This is a genomic window from Patulibacter minatonensis DSM 18081 (assembly GCF_000519325.1).
In the GTDB taxonomy this organism is placed as follows: domain Bacteria; phylum Actinomycetota; class Thermoleophilia; order Solirubrobacterales; family Solirubrobacteraceae; genus Patulibacter; species Patulibacter minatonensis.
In genome coordinates this window covers 4,659,093-4,683,481 of the sequence record NZ_KI912613.1, presented here as the reverse complement: position 1 = coordinate 4,683,481, position 24,389 = coordinate 4,659,093, and the positions used below count along the sequence as shown (strand labels likewise).

The following is a 24,389-nucleotide window of genomic DNA, read 5'->3' as shown; positions in this document are numbered from 1 at the left end:
GCACCGCCGGTCCCGGCGACGTGGCACGATCCCCGGGTGCCGCTGAAGATCACCGACCGCGCCGCCAAGATCCCGCACTACCCCGCGGCCGGCGGCTACAGCCTGCCGGACGGGGTCGCGCTGCTGGCGTCGAACGAGTGCCCCGACCCGCCGCTGCCCGAGGTCGTCGCCGCCGCCGCGGCCGCGCTCGGGGCGACCAACCGCTACCCGGACCCCTCGTACCGGCCGCTGCGCGAGGCGCTGGCGGAGCACACCGGCGTCGACCCGTCGCTGATCGCCGTCGGCAACGGCTCCTGCGAGGTCCTGCTCGCCCTCGGCGAGGCGCTGCTCGACCACGACTCCGAGCTCGTCTACGCCTGGCCGGCGTTCTCGGTCTACCCGCACCTCGAGGCCGCCTCCGGGGCGACCGCGGTCCGCGTGCCGCTCGACGGCGACCACCGCCACGACCTCGACGCCCTGGCCGCGGCGATCACGGACCGCACGCGGCTTGTGATCGTCTGCAACCCGAACAACCCGACGTCGACCGCCGTCGGCCTCGACGCCATCCGGGCGTTCCTCGCGAAGGTCCCCGACGACGTCGTCGTGCTCCTCGACGAGGCCTACATCGAGTTCGCCGAGCAGTACCGCCCCGAGGACTCCGTCCCGCTGCTGCAGGAGCACCCGCACCTGATGCTGCTGCGGACGTTCTCGAAGCTCTACGGCCTCGCCGGGCTGCGCGTCGGCTACGGGCTCTGCAGCTCTCCGGAGCTCGTCGCGGCGGTCGAGCGGGTCCGTCAGCCGTTCGTCGTCAACGTCGCCGCCGCGGCCGCCGCGACCGAGGCCCTGCGCCACCCCGGCGCGATCAACGCGCGCATCGCCCAGGCCCGCGAGTCGCGCGCCGCGGTCGCCCTCGGCCTCGGCGCGCTGGGCATCACGCCCGCGGCGTCGGAGGCGAACTTCTGCTGGTTCGACCTGCCCGCCGGCGACGGGGCGACCGACGACGAGCGCAGCGCGCTCGAGCACCGCGTCGTCGCCGACCTCCGCGAGGCCGGCGTCCTGATCCGCACCGGCGGCGCCCTCGGACGCCCGGGCGCCGTCCGCGTCACGTACGGCACGCCGCAGGAGAACGAGCGCTTCCTGACCGAGCTGCGCGCCGCGCTCGCCTGAGCCCGTCCGGACCGGGCGATCCGCGGTCGACGTCCTCCACTAGCCTTGACGGGGCCCGGGCACGATCGGCCCGGACCACCGGCCCCCGCTCGACGTGCAGCCCCGTCCCCTCCTCCTCGCCGCCGCGACGTCCGTCGCCCTCGCCGCCGCCGGCTGCGGCGGATCCGACGCCCCGAAGCCGCGGCCCGTCGCGGCGGACGACCCGGCGAGCCTGCGGTGCCGGCAGTTCCCCACGCCGCGCAGGGAGACCTGCGAGTCCTCGTTCTTCGCGTGCGCGGAGGACCGCGCCGACATCGTCTACGACATGGACCGCGGCAAGCACCCCTCCCGGCGGGCGATCGCCGACGAGTACGCCAGGGCGTACTGGGGCGAGTGGGACGAGCCGACCCGGGTGGCCGCCCGCCGGGGCTGCTCCGGCGGACTCCCGCGCTGATCGGGTCCGCCCGGCGACGAGGCTCCGGCGGTCGACTAGGTTCCGGCGGTGCGCTCCGTCGTCCAGGACTACCTCGACTCGATCATGGGGGACTGCTCCGCCGACCGCTCCGGCGCGGTCGCGGACTACATCCCCGAGCTGGCGGCGGCCGATCCCGACCGCTTCGGGATCTGCGTCGCCAGCGCCGACGGCTTCGTCTACGAGGCCGGCGACTCGCGGGTGCCGTTCACGATCCAGTCGATCTCCAAGCCGTTCACCTACGGTCTGGCGCTCGCCGACCGCGGGCTCGACGCCGTCGACGCGAAGGTCGGCGTGGAGCCGTCGGGTGATGCGTTCAACGAGATCAGCCTCGACCCCGAGTCCGGGCGACCGCGCAACCCGATGATCAACGCGGGGGCGATCACGGCGGCGTCCCTCGTCGACGGCACGGACGACGCCGACACGTTCGAGCGGGTCCGCCGCGCCTACTCGCAGTGGGCGGGCCGGGAGCTCGCGCTCGACGAGCAGGTCTACGCCTCCGAGCTCCGGACCGGTCACCGCAACCGCGCGATCGGCCACATGCTGCGCACCGTCGCGATCCTCGAGGACGACCCCGAGCCCGTCGTCGACCGCTACTTCCGCCAGTGCTCGCTGCTCGTCGACGCCCGCGACCTGGCGCTGATGGCCGCGACCCTCGCGAACAACGGGATCCAGCCCCTGACCGGCGAGCAGGTGCTCGCGCCGCACCTCGTCGAGCGGGTGCTCTCCGTGATGACGACGTGCGGGATGTACGACGGCGCCGGCGACTGGGTCTCCGGCGTCGGGATGCCCGCGAAGAGCGGCGTCGGCGGCGGCGTCCTCGCGGTGCTGCCCGGCCAGATCGGCGTCGCGGTCTTCTCGCCGCGCCTGGACGAGCACGGCAACAGCGTCCGCGGCGTCGAGGCCTGCCGCCGGCTCTCCCGCGAGCTCGAGCTCCACTTCCTCCACGTCTCCCGCGGCGCCCGCTCCGCGGTCCGCGCGTCCTGGGACCTCGTCGACCGGCCCTCCCGACGGCGCCGGACGCCCGAGGAGGAGGAGGTCCTCCGCGAGCACGGCCGCCGCGCCCGGATCTACGCGCTGCACGGCGACCTCCGCTTCGCCGGCGCCGAGACGGTGGTCCGCGAGATCGCACGCCGCAGCGACGACCTCGAGCTGCTCGTCCTCGACCTGCGCCGCGTCGACGAGGTCGCGAGCGTCGCCCGGCGGATGCTCGGCGAGCTGCGTTCGCGGCTGCGCGAGTCCGGCTGCGAGGTCTCGATCGTCGACCCCGACGGCGTGCTCCCCGAGCCCGAGCACGACGACCAGTCGTGGCCGCCCCGCCACGGCGGCCTGGACGGTGCGGTGGAGTGGTGCGAGGACGAGCTGCTCGCCCGCCACGGCACCGCGTCCTGCCGCCTGGAGCGGGTCGCGCTCGAGGACCACCCGCTCGTCGCCCGCCTCGACGCCGCGCAGCTCGAGGTGCTGCGCGCGCACCTGCGTCCGCGCACCGCGTCCGCCGGCGACGTCCTCGCCCGCCGCGGCGACCCGCCGGTCGGGATCCACCTCGTGCTCTCCGGCCGGGTCACCGTCAGCGTCGACGGGCCCGACGGCCGGCCGCGTCGCGTCGCGACCCTGTCGGCGGGGATGAGCTTCGGCGAGCTCGCCCTCGTCGCCGGACAGCCGCACGCCGCCGACGTGCACGCCGACGGGCACGTCGACCTGCTCGTGCTCGACCCCGACGCCTTCGCCGCGCTCGGCACCGAGGACCCGGCGGTCCGCCTCGGCGTCGTCGAGGGCGTGATCGCCCGGATCTTCGAGACGGACGACCGGGCCGCCGCCGCGATCGCGCTGCGCCGGGTCGCAGGGGCCGCACCGCAGCACGGCGGGGACGCCCCGGTGCCCGCGCCCGCCTGACGCCCCCGCCCGAGAAGTCACCGAACGTTCCCACGGGATCACCCGCCCGGCGCCTACGGTCGCCTCACGATGGACGCCTGGGAATCCGGCCTGTTCGACGACGACCTGGCCGCGGACGTCCGCGGTGACTGGGAGGCCGCCCTCGCCGGCGGGGCCTCACCGGCACGGGCGACGAAGCGGCTCGTGGAGGAGTGGCTGGACGAGGTCGCGGGCTCCGTCGCCCTGGCCGCCGCGTTCTGGATCGCGCTGGCCGCGCTGCAGCTGCGGACGGGTGCGCTGGAGACCGACGTCCGCGACCGGGCGGTCCGCGCGATCGGCCGCGGCGACGACCTCGACCGCTGGGAGCAGGGCCCCTTCGGCGCGCTGGACGAGGACGTCGACGAGGACGCGCGGGACGAGGTCGCCGACCGTCGCCACGTCACCGCGGCGCTCCGGTCGCAGCTGCTCCGCGCACCGGTGGTCGACGGGGCGCCGCGGGCGCGCCGCGCCTGACGCGCCGCGGGCGGGTCAGTCGTCGCCGTCGTCGTCCCCGGCGGAGCCGGTGACGACGGAGAACGACGACGACAGGCGGACGACGCGCTCGGTCGACCGCGACGTCAGGACCTCGACCTCGTACCGCGCGCGACCCTCGTCCTCGACCTCGATCCCGGTGACGACGCCGCGGACGGCCCTGCCGGCGGCGCTCGACGCCCGGCCGGCCGCCGCGTAGGTCAGCCCGTCGCGGTCCTCCGCGGTGGTGCGCAGCACGCGGAACCGGGAGCTCAGGTGGACCTCGCGCGCCCGGTTCGCCCTGGTGATCACGGTCACGTCGTACGTCACCGGGCCGCCGTCGGCGTCGCGGTCGATCGACGTCGCGCGGCCGGGCACGGCGCGCAGGGCCGCGGCGCGCGCCTTCGACGCCTGGGCGTGCGTGAGGCCGTCGTCGCCGGTCCGCGCTGCGCGGGGGAGGGCGGCGCTGCCGGACACCGCCGGGGCCGCCGCGATCGGGGCCGACGCGGCCGGCGTGGGAGCGGGGTCCCCCGGACGGTCGACGGCGCCGGCGACGGCCACACCGCCGGCCGCGGTGACGGCGGCGATCGCGGTGACGGTCAGGGCGGTGCGGGGGCGGATCATCGGGTGCTCCTCGGTCGGGTGGGGGCGGCGCACCCCCGTCCCGCGGGGCGGGTGGGTGCGCCGTGGTCCCCACGCTAGGGAGCGGCTGATGAGTGTTCGATGAGAGCCCCGCGCGGCGACCCCGGCCCTCACCCGGCGACCGAGAACCACGCGTCGGTGCCACCGCCGGTCCGATCCTCGACGTCCGCGCGGCCGCCGTGGGACGCGGCCACCGCGGCGACGATCGCGAGCCCGAGCCCGGTGCCGCGCCGCTCCCGCCGGTCCCCGGCTCCCGTGACGAAGCGGTCGAAGACCCGGCCCCGGAGGTCCGTCGGGACCCCCGGTCCGCGATCGAGCACGTGGAACGCGACGCGTCCGTCCCCGGACGCCGCGACCCGCAGCTCCGTCTCCCCGCCGCCGTGATGGAGCGCGTTCACGACGAGCCCCGAGAGCGCACGGTCCAGGTCGCCGGAACGCCCGGTGACGACGCGCGGGTCGGCCACGTCGAGCACCACCTCGAGGCTCCGGTCCTCCGCGGCGAACGCCCCGGAGAAGCGGTCGCGCACGGCCTCGAGCAGGTGGCGGACCGGGACCTCGGCGGGCGGGTCGGGGCGCCCGCTCTCGGCGCGCGAGAGCACGAGCAGGTCGTCGGCGAGCCGCTCGAGCCGGCGGGTCTCGTCGGACGCCGACGCCAGGGCGGCCCGCAGCTCGCCGGCGTCGCGCTCCCCGCGCGTGGCGAGGTCGAGCTCGGTGCGCAGGACCGTCAGCGGGGTCCGCAGCTCGTGGCTGGCGTCGGCGGCGAACGCCCGCTCCCGCCGGAACCCCGCGGCCTGGCGGTCGAGCATCGCGTTCAGCGTCCGGCCCAGCCGCGCGATCTCGTCCCGCGAACGCGGCACCGGCAGCCGCTCGTCCGACGGGCCCGCGATCCCGTCCGCGCGCCGGCGCATCGCCTCGACGGGACGCAGCGCCCCGCGCGCGAGCGCCCAGCCGAGCGCGGCCGACAGGAGGATCGCGACGGGCAGACCGATCGCGAGCGCGGTGTCGAGCGACCGGACCGCGGCGTCCCGGTCGGCGACGCCGGTGGCCGCCACGACGATCGGCAGGTCCGCGCGGTCGTCGTCGACCGGCGTCGCCCGCAGGCGGGCCGCGAACGCGTCGGTGTCGCCGTCGTCGTCGCGGACCCCGACGTCGCGGCGGTCGATCGTCACGTCGTCGTCGGCGGCCTCCCGCAGCTCCCCGGCCCGGAGGAGCGGCGACCCCGCCAGCCCCGGACTGGCCGCCAGCACCCGGCCGGAGCGGTCCAGGACCTGCACGACGACGGTGTCCTCGTCGGCCTCGCCCGCCGGGACCGCCGCGCGGGCCGAGCGCCCGGCGGCCAGCGAGCCGGTGACGTCGGCGAGCCGGGCGTCGAGCGTCCGCCCGAGCGCGTCGTCGAGCCCGCCGGCGACCTGGCCGCGCAGGAACGCGCCGAGGGCCACGAGGACCACCGCCATCGCGACGGTCGAGGCCACGACGACCCGCAGGCGCACGGACAGCCGGCTCACGCCCCGGCCTCCGCATCGAGCCGGTAGCCGACGCCCCGCACCGTGGCGATCAGCGCCGTCCCGAAGGGCCGGTCGACCTTCTGGCGCAGGTAGCCGACGTAGACGTCGACGACGTTCGAGCGCGGGTCGTAGGCGTCGTCCCACGCGGCCTCCAGCAGCGCGCGGCGGTCCAGCGCCTCCCCGGGCCGACGCATCAGCACCTCGAGCAGGGCGAACTCCTTCGCCGAGAGCCCGAGCTCCTCGTCGCCGTGCCAGGCGCGTCGCCCGGCGGGGTCCAGCCGCAGCGGGCCGACGGTCAGGACCGGGTCGAGCGCGACCTGCCCGCGCCGGACGAGCGCCCGCAGCCGCGCCTCGAGCTCCCCGAGGTCGAACGGCTTGACGAGGTAGTCGTCCGCGCCGCCGTCGAGGCCGGCGATCCGGTCGTCGACGCCGTCCCGTGCGGTCAGCATCAGGACGGGGGTGCGAACGCCGTCGGCCCGCAGCCGCCGGCAGGTCTCGAAGCCGTCGATCGTGGGCAGCCCGACGTCGAGGACGACCACGTCGTAGGCCGTCGAGCCGGCACGCCAGAGGGCCTCCTCGCCGGTGCCGGCCAGATCGACCGCGTGGCCGGACTCGCGGAAGCCCCGCGCGAGGAGCGCGGCGAGCTTCGCCTCGTCCTCGACGATCAGCAGGCGCACGGGGGAGGACGGTAGTCGCTCGGCGTCCGACGGTGGCGCGTCGGCGCTCGTCCGCGGGGCACGCGGTGGCCGACCCGGCAGTGCGCCGAAGGGCCGGGTGGCCGGTCGACGGTCCCGGCCCCGCCGTTCCCTCCCTCGCGTCGCGCAGGCCCGTGACCATCGCGGACCGGTGCGCTACGATCGCCGGGTCGATGTCGACGACCGCCCCTCGAGCCCTGCCTTCCGCAGCCGAGTACTCCCCGGTCGTCGCCCCGCGCCCCGACGTGGCCTCCGTGGCCTCGTACGCGTGGCGCTCCTGGCGATTTCGCTAGGCCCTCGGTCGTCGTGTCCTCGTAGGTCTCCGGGGCGCGCATCCGCCCCTCTCCCGCGGGGTGGTCGATCGGGTGCCGGACCCCTCACCCTCGCCGACGGGACGGTGATCCAACCCATCCGATGACGACGGACGTACCGTGGGCAGAGGCCCGACCGGGCGTCCGGGAGGAACGACGAACGATGAGCACCAAGACGACCGCAGCACCCGCCGAGGGGGTCCGCGAGGTCCCGTACCGCCTGGGATCCCTGCAGGCGACCGGAGGACGCGAGACGACCCTCGAGATCGGCGGACGACGGATCGGCGGCGGGGCGTTCGCGACGATCGCCGGGCCGTGCACCGTCGAGTCCGCGGACCAGACGCTGTCGACCGCGCGGATCGTGCGGGACGCTGGCGTCCAGCTCTTCCGCGGCGGGGCGTACAAGCCGCGCAGCTCGCCCTACAGCTTCCAGGGCCTGGGGCAGGAGGGGCTCGACATCCTCCGGCGCGCGAAGGAGGAGACCGGCCTCCCGATCGTGACCGAGCTGACGGACGTTCGCGACGTCGAGGCCGTCTGCGAGGTCGCCGACGTCGTCCAGGTCGGCGCCCGGAACATGCAGAACTACCCGCTGCTCACCGAGATCGGGCGCAGCGGGACCGCGGCGCTCATCAAGCGCGGGCTGGCGGCGACGCTCAAGGAGCTCCTGATGTCCGCCGAGTACGTGCTGGCGCAGGGCAACCCGAACGTGATCCTCTGCGAGCGCGGCATCCGCACCTACGAGACGTCGACCCGCTTCACGCTCGACATCGCCGCCGTCCCGGTCCTGAAGGGCCTGACGCACCTGCCCGTCGTCGTGGACCCGTCCCACGCGGCCGGTCGCCGCGACCTCGTGCTGCCGCTGTCGATGGCCGCCGCCGCGGCCGGCGCCGACGGTCTGATCGTCGAGACCCACCCGGACCCCGACAACGCGGTCTGCGACGGCCCGCAGCAGCTCCGCGCCGACGAGTTCGGCGCGTACCTGCGGCAGGTCGAGGCGGTCGCGGCTCTGGCCGGGCGCGTCCCGGCACCGGTGGCCGTGCCGGCCTGACGCCGCCCGCCCTGTCCGGGCGTACAGGGCTCCCGCCCGTCCGGATCCCGCGGGGCGCGGGATCCGGCGACGGCCCCGTAGGATCCATCCGCCGCCCGGCCCGCGCGGGGCGGCGGTCGACCACCCCCACCGCACCAGCGAAGGACCACCACCGGATGGACGTCCGCTTCGACCCCTCGGGGCCGCTCAAGGGCCGGCTGACGCCGCCCGCCGACAAGTCGATCAGCCACCGCGCAGCGATGGTCGGCGCCATGGCGTCCGAGCCCGTCGTGGTCACGAACTACCTCGCCGCCGAGGACACCCTCTCGACGTTGGAGGCGATGCGGACGCTCGGCACGATCGTGCAGCGCGACGGCGACCGCGTCGTCCTGCGCGGCGTCGGCATGCGCACCCCGGACGCGCACGGCGAGACGATCGACGTCGGCAACGCGGGCACGCTCATGCGGCTGCTGCCCGGCTGGCTGGCGGGGCAGGACGGCCGCTCGTTCCGCTTCGACGGCGACGCCTCGATCCGCCGCCGCCCCGTCGACCGGATCGCCGAGCCGCTGCGCCTCATGGGCGCCAACATCGAGGCCACCGACGGCCGGCTCCCGCCGTTCACCGTCCACGGCACCCAGCTGCGGGGCATCACCTACGAGCTGCCGGTGGCCTCCGCGCAGGTCAAGAGCTGCGTGCTGCTCGCCGGCATGCTGGCCGACGGCGGCACGACCGTGGTCGAGCCCGTCGCCTCGCGCGACCACACGGAGCGCCTGCTGTCGCGCCTCGGGGTCCCGCTGTGGCGGGACGGCGACCGCATCACCGTCGGCCACGTCGACGAGCTGACCGTCGAGGACATCCACGTCCCCGGCGACGTCTCCTCGGCCGCCTTCCCGATCGTCGCCGGCGTCCTCGTCCGCGGATCCCGGCTGCTGATCGAGGGCGTGAACGTCAACTGGACCCGCACCGGCATCCTCGACGTCCTCCAGCGCATGGGCGCCGTGGTCGTCGGCGAGCGGGAGCGGCGTCAGGACGGCGTCGTCCCCGGCGAGGAGCCGGTCGCCGACCTCGACGTCGCGCACGGCCCGCTGAAGGCCACGACGGTCGAGGCCGAGGAGGTCCCGCTGGTGATCGACGAGCTGCCGCTCGTCGCGCTGCTCGGCTGCTTCGCGGAGGGCGAGACCGTCGTCCGCGGTGCCGAGGAGCTCAAGCACAAGGAGTCCGACCGCATCGCGACCGTCGTGAACGGCCTGCGCGGGCTCGGCGCGGAGATCGAGGCCACCGACGACGGCTTCGTCGTCCAGGGCGGCACCGGCATCCGCGGCGGCACGATCGAGGCGCACGGCGACCACCGCCTGGCGATGCTCGGCGCCGTCGCAGGGCTGGCATCGCGCGAGGGCGTCACCGTCGTCGGGATGGAGGCCGCCGAGGTCTCCTACCCGGGCTTCGGCGACCACGTCGCACGGCTGCAGCGCCGGTAGACGGCGCCGGCCGCGCCCCCCGGCCTAGACGTCCCAGCGCGCGCGGGCGACGACGAACCAGTCGCCGTCCAGCAGGACCTCGCCGCCGATCTCCTCCGCGAGGACGTCGCCGTCGAGGTAGCGCTTGTAGACGCGGTGCTCGGACCCGTCGCTGAGCGTCCGGGTCTGCCACCCCGCGGGCTCGACGCCGTCCCGCAGCGCGGAGTCGACGACGACCAGCTCGCTGCCGAGCCGCCGGGCCTCGCGGAGGAACGCGGCGCGCTCCTCGTCGTCGAGGTGGCCGTAGAAGTGTCCGGTGAAGACCCGGTCGAAGACGCCGTCGGCGAACGGCGCGGCCAGTGCGTCGCCGACCACCGCCAGGCCCTCGGGCAGGCGCTCCTGCGTCAACCGGACCATCTCGGCGCTCTGGTCCACGCCGATCAGCAGGCCCCGCAGGTACCGCGTGAAGTACCCGGTGCCGCAGGCGAGGTCGACCGTCCGGGCGGGCGGCAGGGCGCCGAGGGCGCGGACGAGCCGGTCGAGCTCCTCGGTCCACCCGGGACGGACGCGGTCGGCGAACATCCCCGACCCGTCGAACCAGTCGTCGTACTCGCCCGCCCGCAGGTCGTAGTAGGCGTGGGTCGCGGCGTCGACGGCGAACGGCATGGTGCTCCGGTGCCCGCCGGGGCGGGATCGCACGCGCGGCCGGGTCCCGTCCCCGCCGACCGGCGGGGCACCTGTCCGCGCGCCTCGGGCCGGCACGCCGGTCGCCGCCGCGCGGTGCGGGTACGGGGTGCCGGTGACCCCGGCGATCGACGGCCTCGACCTCCACGACGTGCCGACGCGCCACGGCACGGTGCGCGCCGCGGTCGGCGGTGCCGGCCCGCCGCTGCTGCTGCTGCTGCACGGCTACCCGGAGACGCACCTGATGTGGCACGCGGCCGCGCCGCTGCTCGCCGAGCGGTTCACCGTGGTCGCGTGCGACCTCCCGGGCTACGGCGCCTCGGAGCGGCCCGCGGCGCACGACGACCACCTGCCGCACGCCAAGCGGACCTGGGGCGCGGCGCTCGCCGACGTGATGACGGCGCTCGGGCACGAGCGCTTCGCGGTCGCGGGTCACGACCGCGGCGCGCGGGTCGCGTACCGGATGGCCCTCGACCTGCCGGACCGGGTCGCGCGGCTCTGCGTGCTCGACGTCGTGCCGACCGTCGAGGTCTGGGAGCGCGCCGACGACCGCATGGCGATCGCCTACTGGCACTGGCCGTTCCTCGCCCAGCCGGCGCCCCTGCCGGAGGCCCTGATCGGCGGCGCACCCGAGGCGTTCTGGGACGCGCACGTGACGCGGATGGGGATCGACCCGGCGGACGGGGACCACTACCCGCCCGCGGTCCTCGCCGCCTACCGGGCGCAGCTCGACGACCCGGGGTTCCGCACCACGATCTGCGAGGACTACCGCGCCGGCGCGACGGTCGACCGCGAGCACGACGCGGCCGACCGCGAGGCCGGGCGGCGGATCGCGTGCCCGACCCTGGCGCTCTGGGGCTCCCGCGGGGCGCTCGAGGTGCTCTACGGCGACGTCCTCGAGGTCTGGCGCCCGTGGTGCGGCGAGCTCACCGGCCACGCGGTCGACGCGTCGCACTTCCTCGTCGAGGACCGCCCCGCCGAGGTCGCCACGGCGATCGCGGACCACTGCGCCTGACCCGGGCCTGGAAGGGAGTCGCCGCGCCCAGCGCCCGACCCGGGATCACGCCGGGTCGTCGAGCGGGTGCTCCAGCTCGTCGCGCCGCAGCCCGAGCACGAACAGGACCCCGAGCCCGGAGACCGCGGTCATCACGCCCGCGACGACGAACACCGCGGTCACGCCGACGAGCTCGCCGGCCGGTCCGGCGAGCGCCATCGACACCGGCAGCAGGCCGAGCGACACGAACCAGTCGAGGCTCGCGACGCGTCCCTGCAGGCGCGCCGGGACCCGGCGCTGCAGGAGCGTGCCCCACACCACCTGGCCGACGGCGTCGCAGGCTCCCGTCACGACGAGGACGAGCGCCATCGCCCACAGCGCGTCGAGGAACCCGATCGCGGCGATCGGCAGCGTCCCGAGGCCCCAGCCGACCAGCATCGCCGTCATGTACCGGCGCGGCAGCGGCCGCGACGAGATCGCGAGCGCGCCCAGCGCCGACGACACCCCGTAGACCGCGAGCAGGAGCCCGTACTCCGACGAACCGCCGCCGGTCTGGTCGCGGACCGCGAACGGCAGCAGCACCTCGAGCGGGCCGAGCAGGAAGAGGATGGCGACCATCGCGAACAGCAGCGTGCTCCAGAGCCACCGCTGCGACCGGACGTACCGCGCCCCCTCGGCCATCTCGGAGACGACGGACCGCAGTCCCGCGGACCGTCCGGCCCCCGCGGGCGGTCCGGTCGGAACCGGTCGGGCGGCCCCCGCCGGGAGCCCGCTCGCCGCGACGACCGCCGGACCGGCGACGACCCCGGCACCGGGCCCTTCCGGCGCCGGCACCGGCCGCATCGCCAGCAGGAACCCGACCGACGCGACGTACGTCCCGGCGTTGACGAGCATCGCCACCCCGGGATCCGAGGCGGCGACGAGCAGCCCGCCGAGCGCCGGCCCCGCCGACTGCACGGCCAGCGGCCGGACCACGCCCTCGAGGCCGTTGGCGGCCAGCAGCTCGTCGGCCGGCAGGAGCTGCGGCACCAGAGCGGTGAACGCCGGTACGAAGAACGCCTCCGCCGCCCCGATCGCGAAGCCCCCGACGGCCAGGTGCCACAGCTCGAGCGCCCCGGTCACGGCGAGGAGGCCGAGCGACAGCGTCGCGACCCCGCGGACGACGTCGGCGGCCAGCATCACGCGCCGGCGGGAGACCCGGTCGGCGACGACGCCGCCGAGGAGCACGCAGGACACCAGCCCGACCGCGAACAGCGTCGTGACGATCGAGAGCTGCACCGGGCCGCCGCCGAGCTCGATGACCTGCCACGCGATCGCCACGAGCCACAGCCCGTCGCCGACGAGCGAGACCGCGAGCCCCGACCACAGGAGCCGGAACTCCCGGTGGCGGAGGGGACGGAGCGCGCGCACGGGCACCTGTTGTAGCGCGGGAGCGCGGGCGACCCCGGCCGGACGCGGGCGTTCGGCGGTCACCCCGGGGTTCGAACCGGGCCCGCCTCCCGCGTGGTCGCGGGTCGCGGGCGGCCCGCGCTCGGACGCGACGCCCACCCGGCACGGCCGGGCACCGTCACGGACGACCGCTCTATCCTCGGACGGATGCTCGTCGCGATCGACGGCCCAGTAGGGGCCGGGAAGTCCACCGTGGCGCGCGCCGTCGCCGCCCACCTGTCGTTCACCTACCTGGACACGGGGGCCATGTACCGCTGCGTCGCGCTCGCCCGCGTCCAGGACGAGTCCGCCGCCCACAAGCGGCCGGTCGAGGACCTCGCGATCGACTTCGACGGCGAGCGCGTGCTGCTCGACGACATGGACGCGACCGAGGCCATCCGCACGCCGGCGGTCAGCCAGCGGGCGTCCGAGGTCGCCACGGACACGGCCGTCCGCGAGAACCTCGTCGAGCGCCAGCGCGCCCTGACGCAGCGCGGCGACTGGGTCGCCGAGGGGCGCGACATCGGCACCGTCGTGCGCCCCGACGCCGAGCTGAAGATCTTCCTCACCGCCTCCGACGAGGAGCGCGCCGGGCGCCGGGCGGCGCAGACCGGGCGCTCCCTGGAGGAGGAGCTCGCCGACCTGCGCGAGCGCGACGAGCGCGACAGCACGCGGGAGGCCTCGCCCCTGAAGCAGGCCGACGACGCGGTCCTCGTCGACACCACCGGTCTCGCGTTCGACGAGGTCGTCACCCGGATCGCCGTGCTCGTGGACGACGTCCGGAGCTCCGCGACCACCCCGAAGGACACCCCCGCATGAGACAGGTCGCCGTCGTCGGCTTCCCCAACGTCGGCAAGTCGTCGCTCGTCAACCGGCTCACCGGCCGGCGCGAGGCCGTCGTCCACGAGCGGGCCGGCATCACCCGCGACCGCAAGCACCTCGAGGCCGAGTGGAACGGTCGGGTCTTCGAGCTCGTCGACACCGGCGGCGTCGACGCGCTCGACCCGGACCCGATGGCCGCCGCGATCCTCGACCAGGTCCGCGCGTCGCTCCTGACCGCCGACGTCGTCGTGATGGTCGTCGACTCGAAGTCGGGCCTGCGGCCGGGCGACGCCGAGCTGGCCGACATCCTGCGCCGCTGGAAGGGCCCGAAGATCGTCGCGGCCAACAAGATCGACGTCGGCAAGGACATCCCCGAGGCTGCCGAGTTCTACGGCCTCGGCCTCGGCGAGCCGATGCCGGTCTCCGCAGCCCAGGGCCTCGGCACGGGCGACCTGCTCGACAGGATCGTCGAGGCGCTCCCCGACGGCGACGGCGACCAGCACGCGGAGGACGTCCTGCGCCTGGCGATCATCGGCCGGCCGAACGTCGGCAAGTCCACGATGTTCAACCGCATCGTCGGCGACGAGCGGACGATCGTCTCGAACGTCGCGGGCACGACCCGCGACGCGATCGACCTGCCGCTCAACGTCGACGGGCGGGACATCGTCATCGTCGACACGGCCGGCATGCGGCGCCAGTCGAAGGTCTCGGAGTCCGTCGAGTACTACACGACGCTCCGCTCCCAGCGGGCGGTCGACCGCGCCGACGTCGCGATCGTCGTCTGCGACGCCGCCGACGGCGTCACGAGCCAGGACTTCCGCATCGCCGAGCTCGCGATGCACGCCGGGTGCTCCACCCTGCTCGTCCTGAACAAGTGGGACGAGCACAACATGGGCGACGACGACCTGGCGCACGAGCGCGGGCACGTCCAGCAGAAGCTGCGCCTGCGGCCCCGGGTCCTCACGGCCAGCGGCCTGACCGGCCGCAACGTCCAGCGCGTGCTGTCGGAGGCGATCTCGCTCGGCGACCGCCGCAAGGGCCGCATCCCGACGTCGCAGCTGAACCGGTTCCTCGCCGAGGTCGTCGAGGCCAAGCAGCCGCCGGCGGTCCGCGGCAACCGCCTGAAGATGCTCTACATCACGCAGGTCGGGGAGGAGCCGCCGCGCTTCGCGATCTCCGTCAACGACCGCGGCCGCGTGGTGCGCTCCTACGCGTACTTCGTCGAGAACCGGCTGCGCGCGCGCTTCGGCTTCGACGGCGTGCCGGTGATCATCGACTTCAACGAGCGACGCGCCCGGCGCAGCGAGGTCTCGATGACCCCGGGGCGCCAGCGCAAGGTGATCGAGGCCGAGGTCGAGGACGAGTTCGGCCCGGAGGACGAGGACCTCCCCGAGGTCGAGGAGTTCGAGGTCGACCCGGAGCTCGACCTGCTCCCGTGGATCGACGCGGGCGACGGACCGCTCGACGACGACTGACCGATGCCCCGGGCGCCCCGACGGCCGTCGCGGCGACGCATCGCCGCCGCGGTGGCGCTCGCGGTGTTCCTGACCGCGATCGGCGTGGTGCTCCTCCTCAGCGCCGAGGAGGAGCCGCCGCTGCGCCCGTCCGGCGCGTCGCTGCGCCTGGTGCCCGAGGGCGCCCTGATCGCGGTCGAGGTCGCGGCGGACCAGACGACGCCGCAGGTCGACGACGCGCTGCGGCGCCTCGACGACCTGCCCGGCGGCACGGCGCTCCTCGGCCGTCTGCGCGACGGGCTGATCCCCGGCGGCTGCCCGGCCGTCCCCGTGTCCGCGCGCGAGGTGACCGTCGCCCTGGTCCGCGTCCGCGACGGGGGGCCCGCCGCGCCGCTCGTGCTCGTCGAGCGCGGGGGACGGCGCACCGACGCGGGGCCCGTCCGCCGCTGCGGGGGACGCACCGTGCAACGCCTCGGGCGGTTCCTCGCGATCGGGCCGGCCACGGTCGTCCGGCAGGCCCGGGCGCTGCTCGGAGTTCCCGGCGCTCGCGGGTCGCTCGCCGCGCTGCCGCTGCAGCGACGCCTCGTCGACGGCCTGCCGCGGAACCGCCTCGCCACCGCCTGGCTGTCGCCCGACGGGGTCCGGCGGGTGCTGGCGACGCGGGGGCGGGGCGCCGCGACGATCGCCGCCGCGCTGGACCGCCCGGTCCTCGGGGGCATCGCGATCGGGGCGACCCCGACGGGCGACGGGGCGCGACTGGTGGTCCGCACGGACACCGCGCCGAACGGGAGCCGGCCGTTCTCCGCGACCACGCCGGTGCTCGCCCCGTCGGGGGCCGTCGGGACGATCCTCACGACCGACCCGCTGGCGACCACCTCGCGGGTGCTGGACGCGATCGCGGCGTCCCGCGGCGAGGGGCCGGAGGACGTCGCGGCGCTCCTCTCGTCCGTGGTCGAGCGGATCGACGTGCGCACCGGCGGCCGGGTGCGCCGCGACGTCGTCGGCGCGCAGCGCAGCCCCTCGGAGGTCGTGCTCACCCCCGGGCCCGACGCCGAGGGCCGGGCGACCGGCCCCGACTCGCGCGGGCTGGCGGTCACGGTCGTCGTCCCGGTGACGGACGGCCGGCGGGCCGCCTCCGCGCTGGCGGGGCTGCGCCCCCGGCTCGCCCGCGCCCTCGGCGACCGCCGCGTCGACGTCCGCCGGGTCGCCGGGCGACGCTCGTGGGCGCTCCGGCTGCCCGGGGGCGGGGGCGCCGGATACCTCGTCGACGGCGACCGCGTGGTCGTCTACACCTCGCGCGCCGGGGCGGAGGCCGTGCTCGCGGGCGGTCCCCGCCTGACCGATCGCGTGGACTGGGACCGCGACGACGGGAGGACGCCAAATGTCGCCATGTCGATAGGCTTTCTCGACTTCTCGCTGTTGCTGCGCGTCGCCGCGCCGCCGGCCGGGAGCCTCTCGAGCGCGGACCGTGCCCTCCTGGACGGCCTGCGACGGGTGCGCTCGGCCAGCCTGCGCTCGCGCACGGACGGGCGGGAGGACACCCTTGACGTCGACCTCAGGATCCCATGAGCCAGTACGCCGATAACGAGTTCCTGTTCACCTCGGAGTCCGTCTCCGAGGGCCACCCCGACAAGGTCGCCGACCAGATCTCGGACGGTGTCCTGGACGCGGTCCTCGCGAACGACTCCAACGTCGAGAAGGCCCGCGTGGCCTGCGAGGTCCTCGTCAACACGGGCCTCGTGGTGGTCTCGGGCGAGATCCGCACCGACGCCTACATCGACGTGCAGCAGGTCGCGCGCGACACGATCAAGGGGATCGGCTACACGCACGGCGACCTCGGGTTCTCGTTCGACTCGTGCGCCGTCCTCAACGCCATCGACCCGCAGTCCGCGGACATCGCGCAGGGCGTCGACGACGCGACCGAGGCCAAGGGCGGCTCCGCCGACGAGTACGACGTGGAGGGCGCCGGCGACCAGGGCATCATCTTCGGCTACGCGACGAACGAGACCCCCGAGTACATGCCGGTCGCGATCCAGAACGCGCACCGCCTCGCCGAGCGTCTCGCGAAGGTCCGCAAGGACGGCGACCTCGACTACCTGCGCCCGGACGCGAAGACTCAGGTCTCCGTCCGCTACCGCGACGGCAAGCCGGTCTCGATCGACAAGCTCCTGATCTCGACGCAGCACTCCGAGGACGTGCTGGACCAGAAGCAGATCAAGTCCGACCTCTGGGAGCACGTCGTCAAGCACGTCCTCCCGGGCGAGCTCTACGACGAGAACACCCTGCTGCCGGAGTTCCTCGTGAACCCGACGGGTCGCTTCGTCATCGGCGGTCCCGTCGGCGACACCGGCCTGACCGGCCGCAAGATCATCGTCGACACGTACGGCGGCGCCGCCCGCCACGGTGGCGGCGCGTTCTCGGGCAAGGACTCCTCGAAGGTCGACCGCTCCGCCGCGTACGCGACGCGCTGGGTCGCCAAGAACGTCGTCGCGGCCGGCCTCGCCGACCGCGCCGAGATCCAGGTCAGCTACGCGATCGGCGTCGCGCAGCCGATCTCGATCCTCGTCGAGACGTTCGGCACCGAGAAGATCGACCGCTCGAAGATCGAGAAGGCCGTCCGTGAGGTCTTCGACCTCCGCCCGCTGGCCTACCGCCGCCACCTGAACCTGTTCCGCCCGATCTTCCAGAAGACGGCCGCGTACGGCCACTTCGGTCGCGAGGACCCGGACTTCACGTGGGAGAAGCTCGACAAGGTCGACGAGCTGAAGGCGGCCGCCGGCCTCTAGCCGGGAGCGCACTCCGCAGGACCGACGGGCGCCGCTTGCGGCGCCCGTCGTCGTTCCGGGGCGGGCCCGCTCAGACGCCCTTGAAGAGCGCCGCCATGTCGTCCTCGCCGTGGCCCGCCTGCAGCGCGCGGTCGAGGTGCTCGGCGGCGACGGCCGAGATGCCGTTGCGGACGCCGGCGCCGTCGGCCGCGTCGCCGACGAGGCGCGCGTCCTTCAGCGCGTTCTTCACCGAGAACGCCGTCGGGTAGGCGTCGTCGAGCATCGACTGGCCCTTCACGTGCAGGTACGGCAGGTCGAGCGGACCGCCCGAGACCGCCTCGACGAACAGCCGTGGGTCGAGGTCGAGCCCCTGCGCGAGCGCGAACGCCTCGGCCGTGGCGGCGGTCACCGCGAGCACCCACGAGTTGGCGACGAGCTTCAGGCGCGTCCCCGCCCCGGCTGCGCCGACCCGCATGGTCCGCGACCCGACCGCGTCGAACACGGGCTGGGCGACGTCGATCGCGTCGTCGGGCCCGCTGGCGAGGATCACGAGGGTGCCGTCCTGCGCGGGGCCGAGGGTGCCCAGCACGGGCGCGTCGACGAAGCGCGGCCCGAGGTCCTCGGCGAGCGCTGCGAGGCCTTGCGTCCCGGCCACGCCGACGGTGCTGGCCTGCACCCAGACCTGGTCGTGCGTGAGCCCGGGGGCCGCGGCGGCGATCGTCTCGCGGACCGCGGCGGCGGCGTCGAGCATCGTCACGACGACGTCGGCGCCGCGGACGGCGGTGGCGGGATCGGCAGAGATCTCCGCCCCGTCGTCGCCGAGCGCCTGCGCCTTCTCGGGGCTGCGGTTCCAGACGCGGACCGCGAGTCCGGCGCGCAGCAGGTTGCGCGCCATCGGGGCGCCCATCGTGCCGGTCCCGAGCAGGGCGACGGTGGGGGATGCGGGCATGGGGACTCCAGGGGTCGTGGACGGCCGGGCGACGACCGCGGCCTGCACGCCCGGTACCCGTCGGGGTCTGCGAGCCTCGGCCGATGACCGCCGAGCTCGAGCGCCGTGCCCTCCGTGCCGCCGGGGCGGTCGCGGACGCGCAGAGGATCCCGTGCGACGACCCCGTGCTCGTCGCGTCGGGGAGCAACGTGCTCGTGCACCTGCGGCCGTCCCCGGTCGTTGCCCGGGTGATGACCGGGACCGTGGCACTGCACGCCGATCCGCGCGGGTGGCTGGCGCGGGAGCTCGCGGTCCTGCGGTTCCTCGCCCCGAGCGGCCTGGCGGTCGCACCCTGCGCGGACGCGGCGCCGGGCCCGCACGAACAGGACGGCCTCTGGATGACCCTCGTCGGGTGGGTGCCGGACACCGGGCCCGCCGTCCGGCCCACCGGCGGGCGCCAGGTCGGACGGGCGCTGCGCGACCTGCACGACGCGCTCGAGCCGTTCCCCGGAGACCTCGACACCGCCGACGACCTCCGCGGACGGATCGAGCGGCTCCTCCACGTGCTGGAACCCGCCGACGTGGGCGGGGCGACGGCGCTCACGGCGCTCGGCTCGCGCCTGGACGAGCTCCGCGGCGACGTCTTCGCGTCCACGCTCCCGGCCCGGGCGCTCCACGGGGACGTCTCGCTGAGCAACCTGCTCCGGACGCCGACGGGGCTCGTCTGGAACGACTTCGAGGACACGTTCCGGGGCCCGGCGCACTGGGACGTCGCGGGCCTCGTCCTCAGCCTGCGCGGCCGCGGCGCGGGCCCCGAGGTCGTCCGCGACGCCCTCGACGGCTACGGCTGGGAGGACGACGCGGCGCTCGCCCCGTTCTTCGCCGCACACGACGTGTACGACGAGGTCTGGCGGGCCTACGACCGCCGGCGGCGGCGCTGACCGCCCCGACCCGGGATCAGAGCCCGTCGCCCGAGCGGCCGCGGACCCGGGCGTCGGCCTCGGCCTCGGCGCGGGCGTTGCGGTCGCGCTCGGCGTCGAACGCGTCGCGCTGGGTGCGGTCGACGAGCCGCACGAGCCCGTCCGGGTTCGACACCCCGATCATCCGGAAGCGCGAGCCGTCGTCGCCGGCGGTGTCGTAGTCGACGGTGCCGATGCGCAGGAGCCGCTCGGCGACCGACTGGTCGAGGGTGACGTTCTGGATGCGGTCCAGGCGCGTCTGCTGGACCTCCTTCGAGAGGAAGCCCTCCCGGACCTGGATCCGCTGGCTCGTGACCATGTACGTCGTCCGTGAACGCTCGGCCCAGAGCAGGCCAAAGACGACGAGCGCGATCACGACGCCGGCCGCGATGCCGATGCCGACGTCCGCGATCAGGCCGACGACGGCGCCGACGAGGATCGACCCGATGACGAGCATCACGTGCTTGCCGAACTGGCTCTTCCACGACGGGCTCGTCTTGAAGATCAGGGTCTCGTCGTCGTTCAGGTCCATGCCGCGACGATACCGGCGGTGCAGGCGGTGGACGGGCCCGATGGACGGTCGACGGTCGGTCCCGGGGCGTGACCGGGTGCCGGCGGTGCCGGACCGGCGCGGGCCGGGACGGATCCCGTGCCGGAACACCGCCGGCCGTCGGCCCGCGCCGCGCTCCTGCGACGATCACCGCGGTGTTCGGTCCGCGCGTCATCCAGGTCGAGCCGCTGGTCTCGGCCCGCGGCGTCCGCGGCCCGTTCGACTACGCCCGTCCCGACGGCTGCGACGTCGGCGCGGTCGTCGACGTGCCGTTCGGCCGGCAACGACTGCGTGGCGTCGTCACCGGGCTGGCCGAGGACTCCGACCACCGGCTGAAGGCCCCGACCGCCGTCTCCGACGTCTCCCTGCCGCCGGAGCTCGTGCGGCTCGCCCTCTGGATGGCCGACGACATCGTCTCCACCCGCGCGCGCTGCCTCGAGCTGCTCCTGCCGCCCGAGGGCGTGGGCGAGCGGACGCGGAAGTGGGCCGAGCCGGTGGTCCCCGGCGACCCCGCCGACCCCGCCGATCCGTGGGCCGACGTCCGCCTGAACGCCAACCAGCGCGCGCTCCTCGACCGCCTGCCGGACTGGGCGGGCGACGACCTGCCTGCCCTGCGCCGGCTGGAGGGCCGCGGGTTGGTGCGGATCGAGGAGCGCGCCCACGGCCGCCGCCCCGACCACGCCCAGGTCGGCGGGCTCCACGGCGACGGGCGCACGGCTCCGCCGCTGAACCCCGACCAGCACCTCGCGGTCGGCCGGATCGCCGCGGTCCTCGCCGATCCGGACGCCCCGACCCGCGAGCGCCGCCTGCTGCTGCACGGGGTCACCGGGTCCGGGAAGACCGAGGTCTACCTGCAGGCCGCGCAGCGCGTCGTCGACGCGGGGCGGACGGTCCTCGTCCTGGTCCCCGAGATCGCGCTGACGCCGCAGACGGTCGCGCGCTTCCGCCGCCGGCTGGGGGAGACCGTCGCGGTCCTGCACTCGGGCCTGTCGAAGGGCGAGCGCCGCGACGAGTGGTGGCGCCTGCGCTCCGGTGAGGCCCGCGTCTGCGTCGGCCCGATGTCCACGGTGTTCGCGCCGGTCTCGGACCTCGGGCTCGTGATCGTCGACGAGGAGCACGACCCCGCCTACAAGCACGACGGCGACCCCCGCTACGACGCCCGGCGCGTCGCCGCGTGGCGGGCGACCGACGCCGGCGCCGTCCTGCTCGTCGGGTCGGCGACGCCGCGCCCGGAGTCGTGGGCGTCGCTGCGCCGGATCGGGCTGCCTCGCCGGGCCGACGGCGGCGAGATGCCCGCCGTCCGCCTGATCGACGTCCGCGGCACGCGCGGCGCCCTGCACCCCGAGGTCCATCGCGCGCTGGCGGACGCCCGCAAGGCGATCGTCCTCCTCAACCGCCGCGGCTGGGCGACGTGGATGGAGTGCGCGGACTGCGGCCACACCTGGGAGTGCCCGAACTGCGACGTCTCGCTCGTCCTGCACGGCGGATCCTCGGCGTCGGGGCGCACCCGCGGCGTCCTGCGCTGCCACCACTGCGGCCACCAGGAGCGCCCGCCGGGACGCTGCGTCACCTGCACGTCGGTGTCGGTCGGCCAGCACGGCCTGGGCACGGAGCAGCTCGCCGAGGAGCTCCCCGGCCACGTCTACCGGCTCGACGCCGACGTCCGGGACCGCTCGTCGGTGCTGGAGGCCTTCGGCGCCGCCGACCACGGGATCCTCGTCGGCACCCAGATGATCGCCAAGGGCCACGACTTCCCGGGCGTCGAGCTCGGCGTGGTCGTCGACGCCGACGCGACCCTGCGGTTCCCCGACTTCCGCAGCCAGGAGCGCACCTTCCAGCTCGTCGCGCAGCTCGCCGGGCGTGCGGGGCGCGGCGCGGGCGCGGGGGAGGCCCCGGCCCGCGTGCTCGTCCAGACCCGCTCGCCCGAGGACCCGTCGCTGCGCTTCGCCGCCCGGCACGACGCGCACGGCTTCGTCGTGGAGGAGATCGAGCGCCGGCGGACGCTCGGGTACCCGCCGTTCTCCACGATCGTCCGCGTCGTCTGCGAACACCCCGACGAGCACCGCGTCCAGGCCGCCGCCGACGCCCTGATCGTCCGCATGCCGCAGGACACGATGGGGCCCGTCCCCCTCTTCCGCCGCCAGGCGCGGTTCCGCCGGCAGCTGCTCGTCAAGGCGACCTCCCGCGCCGCGACCGTGGCCGCGGTCCGGGACGCGGTCGCGGCGGTCGTCGACGACAACGCCCACCGCGGGGTCGTCCTGGCGATCGAGGTCGATCCGCGGTAGCCCAGGAATCGCGTCGTCGCCGGGGCTGGCACCCTTGGTCCCATGGACGCCGACCGAGCCGGGCGGACCGGGCGCAACGTCGAGCTGAAGGCGCGGTGCGCCGACGTCGCGGTCCTCGAGGCCCGCGCGCTGGCCGCCGGGGCCGAGCCGACTGCGGTGCTCCACCAGCGGGACACCTACTTCGCGGCGCCCCGGGGCAGGCTCAAGCTCCGGGTGGAGCGGCGCGAGCCGTGGCCGGGCCGCGCCGGCGTCGACGTCCTCGTCGCGCACCTCATCCACTACGAGCGGGCGGACGAGGCCGTCGCCCGCGAGAGCGCGTACGAGCTCCTCGCGGTCGACGATCCCGCGACCGTCCGCGCGACGCTCGACGAGCGCCTCGGGACCACCGCCGACGTGCTGAAGACCCGCGGGCTCCTGCTGTGGGAGGGCGTCCGCATCCACCTCGACGACGTCGACGGGCTCGGGACGTTCGTGGAGCTCGAGGCGGTCGTCGGCCCCGCAGGGGATGCCGAGGCGTGCGCCGCCAAGGTGGCGCACCTCCGTGCGGCCCTGGGGATCGACGACGGCGACGTCGAGTCGACCGGCTACGCCGGGCTGCTGGCCGCCGCGGCCGGCTGAGCCCGCCCGGGCCCCGCACGCCCGGGTCCGGGGCTCCCCGGGTCACCCGCGGTCGGGACCCCGCTCGTCGGGGTCGGGCCACGAGCCCTCCGACCCGGGGGACCCGACGAGCACCCCGCGGGTCACGCTCCCGCTGCCGAACCGCTCGAGGACCGCGTCGACCGCCGTGTCGACCGCCCGGGGGTCGCGGACGGTCCCTGCGGCCTCCTCGCCGTCGAGCGGCAGGGCGAGCTGGAGCGGCGCGTCGTCGGCCTCGAGCGCGGAGACCGCGATGCCCACGAGGGTCACGCCGCGCCGGCGGAGGAGCGCGCGCTCCTCGGCCAGGAGCGCCCGCGCGACGGCGAGGACGACCGCGGACTCCGCGGTCCGGAGGGGGAGGGTCCTGGCGCGCGTGATCGCGGTGTAGTCCCCGAGCCGCACCCGGACCGTGATGGTCCGGCCCGCCCGGCCCGCCGTCCGCATCCTGCGGGTCACCCGGTCGGCCAGGCCCACCAGCCGCGCGTCGATCGCCGCGGACCCGTGCGGACCCCGACCCATCGCGGCCTGCGCACCGAACGACCGGCGGCGTCTCCCGGACCGCACCGGCGTCCGGTCCAGGTTGTGGGCGACGGCGTGGAGCCGGCGGCCGCCGTGCCCGCCGAACCACGCGACGAGGACCTCCTCGGACCACGCGGCGATGTCGGCGACGGTCCTGATCCCGTGCGCGTCGAGCCGCTCGACCGTCGCCGGACCGATCCCCGGGACCGCCCCCACCGGGCGGGCCCGCAGGAACGGCAGCTCGTCGTCCGGGGCGAGCGCGAGCAGCCCGTCGGGCTTGCCCGCCCCGCAGGCGATCTTCGCGAGCATCCGGGTGCTCGCCCCACCGACGCTCAGCGGCAGTCCGACCTCGCGCCGGACGTCCAGGCGCAGGGCCCTGCCGATCGCCGAGGGCGACCGGCCCAGCCGGTCGAGTCCCGTGACGTCGAGGAAGGCCTCGTCGATCGACACGGGCTCGACCTCGGGGGCGGCCGCCTCGAAGACCGCGCGCACCGCCCGGCTGGCCTCGACGTACGCGCTCCATCGCGGCGGCACCACGATCGCGTCGGGGCACAGGCGGTACGCCCGCGCGCCGCCCATCCCGCCGCGGACGCCGGCCGCGCGTGCCTCGTAGCTCGCGGCGAGCACGACGCCGCCGCCGACGATCACGGGCCGCCCGGCGAGCGCGGGATCGTCCCGCTGCTCGACCGACGCATAGAAGGCGTCGAGGTCCGCGTGGAGGATCGCCCGCGGGCTGGACACGAACGCAT

The 24,389-nt window shown here is 75.8% G+C and carries 22 protein-coding genes; 14 read left to right on the top strand and 8 right to left on the bottom strand.

Annotated features, from left to right (window positions below):
• The first annotated feature begins 36 nt into the window (after nucleotides 1-36).
• From hisC to PATMI_RS32390, 4 genes are all read left to right on the top strand, one after another.
• Nucleotides 37-1,146: a histidinol-phosphate transaminase gene (hisC, locus tag PATMI_RS0122105; protein WP_026912482.1), complete on the top strand. Its 1,110-nt coding sequence runs from the start codon at nucleotides 37-39 to the stop codon at nucleotides 1,144-1,146.
• A 94-nt stretch (nucleotides 1,147-1,240) separates the two neighbouring features.
• On the top strand, nucleotides 1,241-1,579 hold the full coding sequence (locus PATMI_RS0122100) for a hypothetical protein (protein WP_026912481.1): 339 nt from the start codon (nucleotides 1,241-1,243) through the stop codon (nucleotides 1,577-1,579).
• Between the two features lie 48 nt (nucleotides 1,580-1,627).
• Nucleotides 1,628-3,490 carry a glutaminase A gene (glsA, locus tag PATMI_RS32395; protein ID WP_211241775.1) on the top strand — a complete coding sequence of 621 codons (1,863 nt, stop codon included), beginning with the start codon at nucleotides 1,628-1,630 and terminating at the stop codon, nucleotides 3,488-3,490.
• Nucleotides 3,491-3,559: 69 nt separating this feature from the next.
• Nucleotides 3,560-3,982, top strand: a complete 423-nt coding sequence (locus PATMI_RS32390; RefSeq protein WP_051472149.1) for a hypothetical protein — start codon at nucleotides 3,560-3,562, stop codon at nucleotides 3,980-3,982.
• Between the two features lie 15 nt (nucleotides 3,983-3,997).
• Here PATMI_RS32390 and PATMI_RS35295 read toward each other — a convergent pair whose 3' ends face one another.
• From PATMI_RS35295 to PATMI_RS0122075, 3 genes are all read right to left on the bottom strand, one after another.
• Nucleotides 3,998-4,603, bottom strand: coding sequence for a PepSY domain-containing protein (locus PATMI_RS35295; RefSeq protein ID WP_157260920.1), 606 nt, complete (start codon nucleotides 4,601-4,603; stop codon nucleotides 3,998-4,000).
• Nucleotides 4,604-4,731: 128 nt separating this feature from the next.
• On the bottom strand, nucleotides 4,732-6,126 hold the full coding sequence (locus PATMI_RS35290) for a sensor histidine kinase (protein WP_051472147.1): 1,395 nt from the start codon (nucleotides 6,124-6,126) through the stop codon (nucleotides 4,732-4,734).
• Nucleotides 6,123-6,803 (bottom strand): response regulator transcription factor, encoded by a 681-nt coding sequence (locus PATMI_RS0122075; RefSeq protein ID WP_026912480.1) that lies wholly within the window; start codon nucleotides 6,801-6,803, stop codon nucleotides 6,123-6,125. Before PATMI_RS0122075 ends, PATMI_RS35290 begins: the two co-directional genes overlap by 4 nt.
• A gap of 492 nt (nucleotides 6,804-7,295) precedes the next feature.
• On the opposite strand from PATMI_RS0122075, the gene aroF reads away from it, so the two are divergent.
• On the top strand, nucleotides 7,296-8,180 hold the full coding sequence (gene aroF, locus PATMI_RS32375; RefSeq protein WP_245604245.1) for a 3-deoxy-7-phosphoheptulonate synthase: 885 nt from the start codon (nucleotides 7,296-7,298) through the stop codon (nucleotides 8,178-8,180).
• A 155-nt stretch (nucleotides 8,181-8,335) separates the two neighbouring features.
• Nucleotides 8,336-9,637, top strand: a complete 1,302-nt coding sequence (gene aroA / locus PATMI_RS0122065) for a 3-phosphoshikimate 1-carboxyvinyltransferase (protein WP_026912479.1) — start codon at nucleotides 8,336-8,338, stop codon at nucleotides 9,635-9,637.
• 24 nt (nucleotides 9,638-9,661) lie between these two features.
• On the opposite strand, the gene PATMI_RS35285 is transcribed toward aroA, so the two are convergent.
• Complete coding sequence (locus tag PATMI_RS35285) at nucleotides 9,662-10,282, bottom strand: class I SAM-dependent methyltransferase (RefSeq protein ID WP_084270159.1); 621 nt, start codon at nucleotides 10,280-10,282, stop codon at nucleotides 9,662-9,664.
• A 133-nt stretch (nucleotides 10,283-10,415) separates the two neighbouring features.
• Here PATMI_RS35285 and PATMI_RS32365 point away from each other — a divergent pair, with 133 nt between their 5' ends.
• Entirely contained in the window at nucleotides 10,416-11,315 is a 900-nt protein-coding gene (locus tag PATMI_RS32365; protein WP_211241774.1) for an alpha/beta fold hydrolase, read from the top strand.
• Between the two features lie 45 nt (nucleotides 11,316-11,360).
• Here PATMI_RS32365 and PATMI_RS0122050 read toward each other — a convergent pair whose 3' ends face one another.
• Complete coding sequence (locus PATMI_RS0122050) at nucleotides 11,361-12,704, bottom strand: MFS transporter (protein ID WP_084270157.1); 1,344 nt, start codon at nucleotides 12,702-12,704, stop codon at nucleotides 11,361-11,363.
• A 186-nt stretch (nucleotides 12,705-12,890) separates the two neighbouring features.
• Between PATMI_RS0122050 and cmk the strand changes: the two genes are divergently transcribed.
• Genes cmk through metK form a run of 4 tightly spaced genes read left to right on the top strand, consistent with a single transcriptional unit; the run spans nucleotide 12,891 to nucleotide 17,784 of the window.
• On the top strand, nucleotides 12,891-13,541 hold the full coding sequence (gene cmk, locus PATMI_RS0122045; protein ID WP_051472145.1) for a (d)CMP kinase: 651 nt from the start codon (nucleotides 12,891-12,893) through the stop codon (nucleotides 13,539-13,541).
• A complete protein-coding gene (der, locus tag PATMI_RS32360) occupies nucleotides 13,538-15,019 on the top strand; it encodes a ribosome biogenesis GTPase Der (RefSeq protein WP_084270156.1) in 1,482 nt (493 codons plus the stop codon). The genes cmk and der overlap by 4 nt, the downstream gene beginning before the upstream one ends.
• Nucleotides 15,020-15,022: 3 nt before the next feature.
• Complete coding sequence (locus tag PATMI_RS0122035) at nucleotides 15,023-16,567, top strand: hypothetical protein (RefSeq protein WP_026912476.1); 1,545 nt, start codon at nucleotides 15,023-15,025, stop codon at nucleotides 16,565-16,567.
• A complete protein-coding gene (gene metK / locus PATMI_RS0122030; protein ID WP_026912475.1) occupies nucleotides 16,564-17,784 on the top strand; it encodes a methionine adenosyltransferase in 1,221 nt (406 codons plus the stop codon). The genes PATMI_RS0122035 and metK overlap by 4 nt, the downstream gene beginning before the upstream one ends.
• A gap of 70 nt (nucleotides 17,785-17,854) precedes the next feature.
• Here metK and PATMI_RS0122025 read toward each other — a convergent pair whose 3' ends face one another.
• On the bottom strand, nucleotides 17,855-18,712 hold the full coding sequence (locus PATMI_RS0122025) for an NAD(P)-dependent oxidoreductase (RefSeq protein ID WP_026912474.1): 858 nt from the start codon (nucleotides 18,710-18,712) through the stop codon (nucleotides 17,855-17,857).
• Between the two features lie 83 nt (nucleotides 18,713-18,795).
• Here PATMI_RS0122025 and PATMI_RS32355 point away from each other — a divergent pair, with 83 nt between their 5' ends.
• Complete coding sequence (locus PATMI_RS32355) at nucleotides 18,796-19,632, top strand: phosphotransferase (RefSeq protein ID WP_051472144.1); 837 nt, start codon at nucleotides 18,796-18,798, stop codon at nucleotides 19,630-19,632.
• 16 nt (nucleotides 19,633-19,648) lie between these two features.
• Here PATMI_RS32355 and PATMI_RS0122015 read toward each other — a convergent pair whose 3' ends face one another.
• Entirely contained in the window at nucleotides 19,649-20,182 is a 534-nt protein-coding gene (locus PATMI_RS0122015) for a PH domain-containing protein (RefSeq protein ID WP_026912473.1), read from the bottom strand.
• A 173-nt stretch (nucleotides 20,183-20,355) separates the two neighbouring features.
• Here PATMI_RS0122015 and priA point away from each other — a divergent pair, with 173 nt between their 5' ends.
• Together priA and PATMI_RS0122005 are read left to right on the top strand one after the other, a co-directional pair.
• Nucleotides 20,356-22,485 (top strand): replication restart helicase PriA, encoded by a 2,130-nt coding sequence (gene priA / locus PATMI_RS32350; RefSeq protein ID WP_051472143.1) that lies wholly within the window; start codon nucleotides 20,356-20,358, stop codon nucleotides 22,483-22,485.
• A 42-nt stretch (nucleotides 22,486-22,527) separates the two neighbouring features.
• A complete protein-coding gene (locus PATMI_RS0122005) occupies nucleotides 22,528-23,103 on the top strand; it encodes a class IV adenylate cyclase (protein ID WP_026912472.1) in 576 nt (191 codons plus the stop codon).
• 42 nt (nucleotides 23,104-23,145) lie between these two features.
• Here the strand turns inward: PATMI_RS0122005 and dinB are convergent, their stop codons facing one another.
• A complete protein-coding gene (gene dinB, locus PATMI_RS32345) occupies nucleotides 23,146-24,381 on the bottom strand; it encodes a DNA polymerase IV (RefSeq protein WP_051472142.1) in 1,236 nt (411 codons plus the stop codon).
• Nucleotides 24,382-24,389 lie beyond the last annotated feature (8 nt).

Bases quoted from the DNA above. Each gene is read 5' to 3' on its own strand.
- PATMI_RS32390 (WP_051472149.1), top strand. From the start codon at position 3,560: ATGGACGCCTGGGAATCCGGCCTGTTCGACGACGACCTGGCCGCGGAC.
- PATMI_RS35295 (WP_157260920.1), bottom strand. From the start codon at position 4,603: ATGATCCGCCCCCGCACCGCCCTGACCGTCACCGCGATCGCCGCCGTC.
- aroF (WP_245604245.1), top strand. From the start codon at position 7,296: ATGAGCACCAAGACGACCGCAGCACCCGCCGAGGGGGTCCGCGAGGTC.
- aroA (WP_026912479.1), top strand. From the start codon at position 8,336: ATGGACGTCCGCTTCGACCCCTCGGGGCCGCTCAAGGGCCGGCTGACG.
- PATMI_RS35285 (WP_084270159.1), bottom strand. From the start codon at position 10,282: ATGCCGTTCGCCGTCGACGCCGCGACCCACGCCTACTACGACCTGCGG.
- cmk (WP_051472145.1), top strand. From the start codon at position 12,891: ATGCTCGTCGCGATCGACGGCCCAGTAGGGGCCGGGAAGTCCACCGTG.
- der (WP_084270156.1), top strand. From the start codon at position 13,538: ATGAGACAGGTCGCCGTCGTCGGCTTCCCCAACGTCGGCAAGTCGTCG.
- PATMI_RS0122035 (WP_026912476.1), top strand. From the start codon at position 15,023: ATGCCCCGGGCGCCCCGACGGCCGTCGCGGCGACGCATCGCCGCCGCG.
- metK (WP_026912475.1), top strand. From the start codon at position 16,564: ATGAGCCAGTACGCCGATAACGAGTTCCTGTTCACCTCGGAGTCCGTC.
- PATMI_RS0122025 (WP_026912474.1), bottom strand. From the start codon at position 18,712: ATGCCCGCATCCCCCACCGTCGCCCTGCTCGGGACCGGCACGATGGGC.
- PATMI_RS32355 (WP_051472144.1), top strand. From the start codon at position 18,796: ATGACCGCCGAGCTCGAGCGCCGTGCCCTCCGTGCCGCCGGGGCGGTC.
- PATMI_RS0122015 (WP_026912473.1), bottom strand. From the start codon at position 20,182: ATGGACCTGAACGACGACGAGACCCTGATCTTCAAGACGAGCCCGTCG.
- PATMI_RS0122005 (WP_026912472.1), top strand. From the start codon at position 22,528: ATGGACGCCGACCGAGCCGGGCGGACCGGGCGCAACGTCGAGCTGAAG.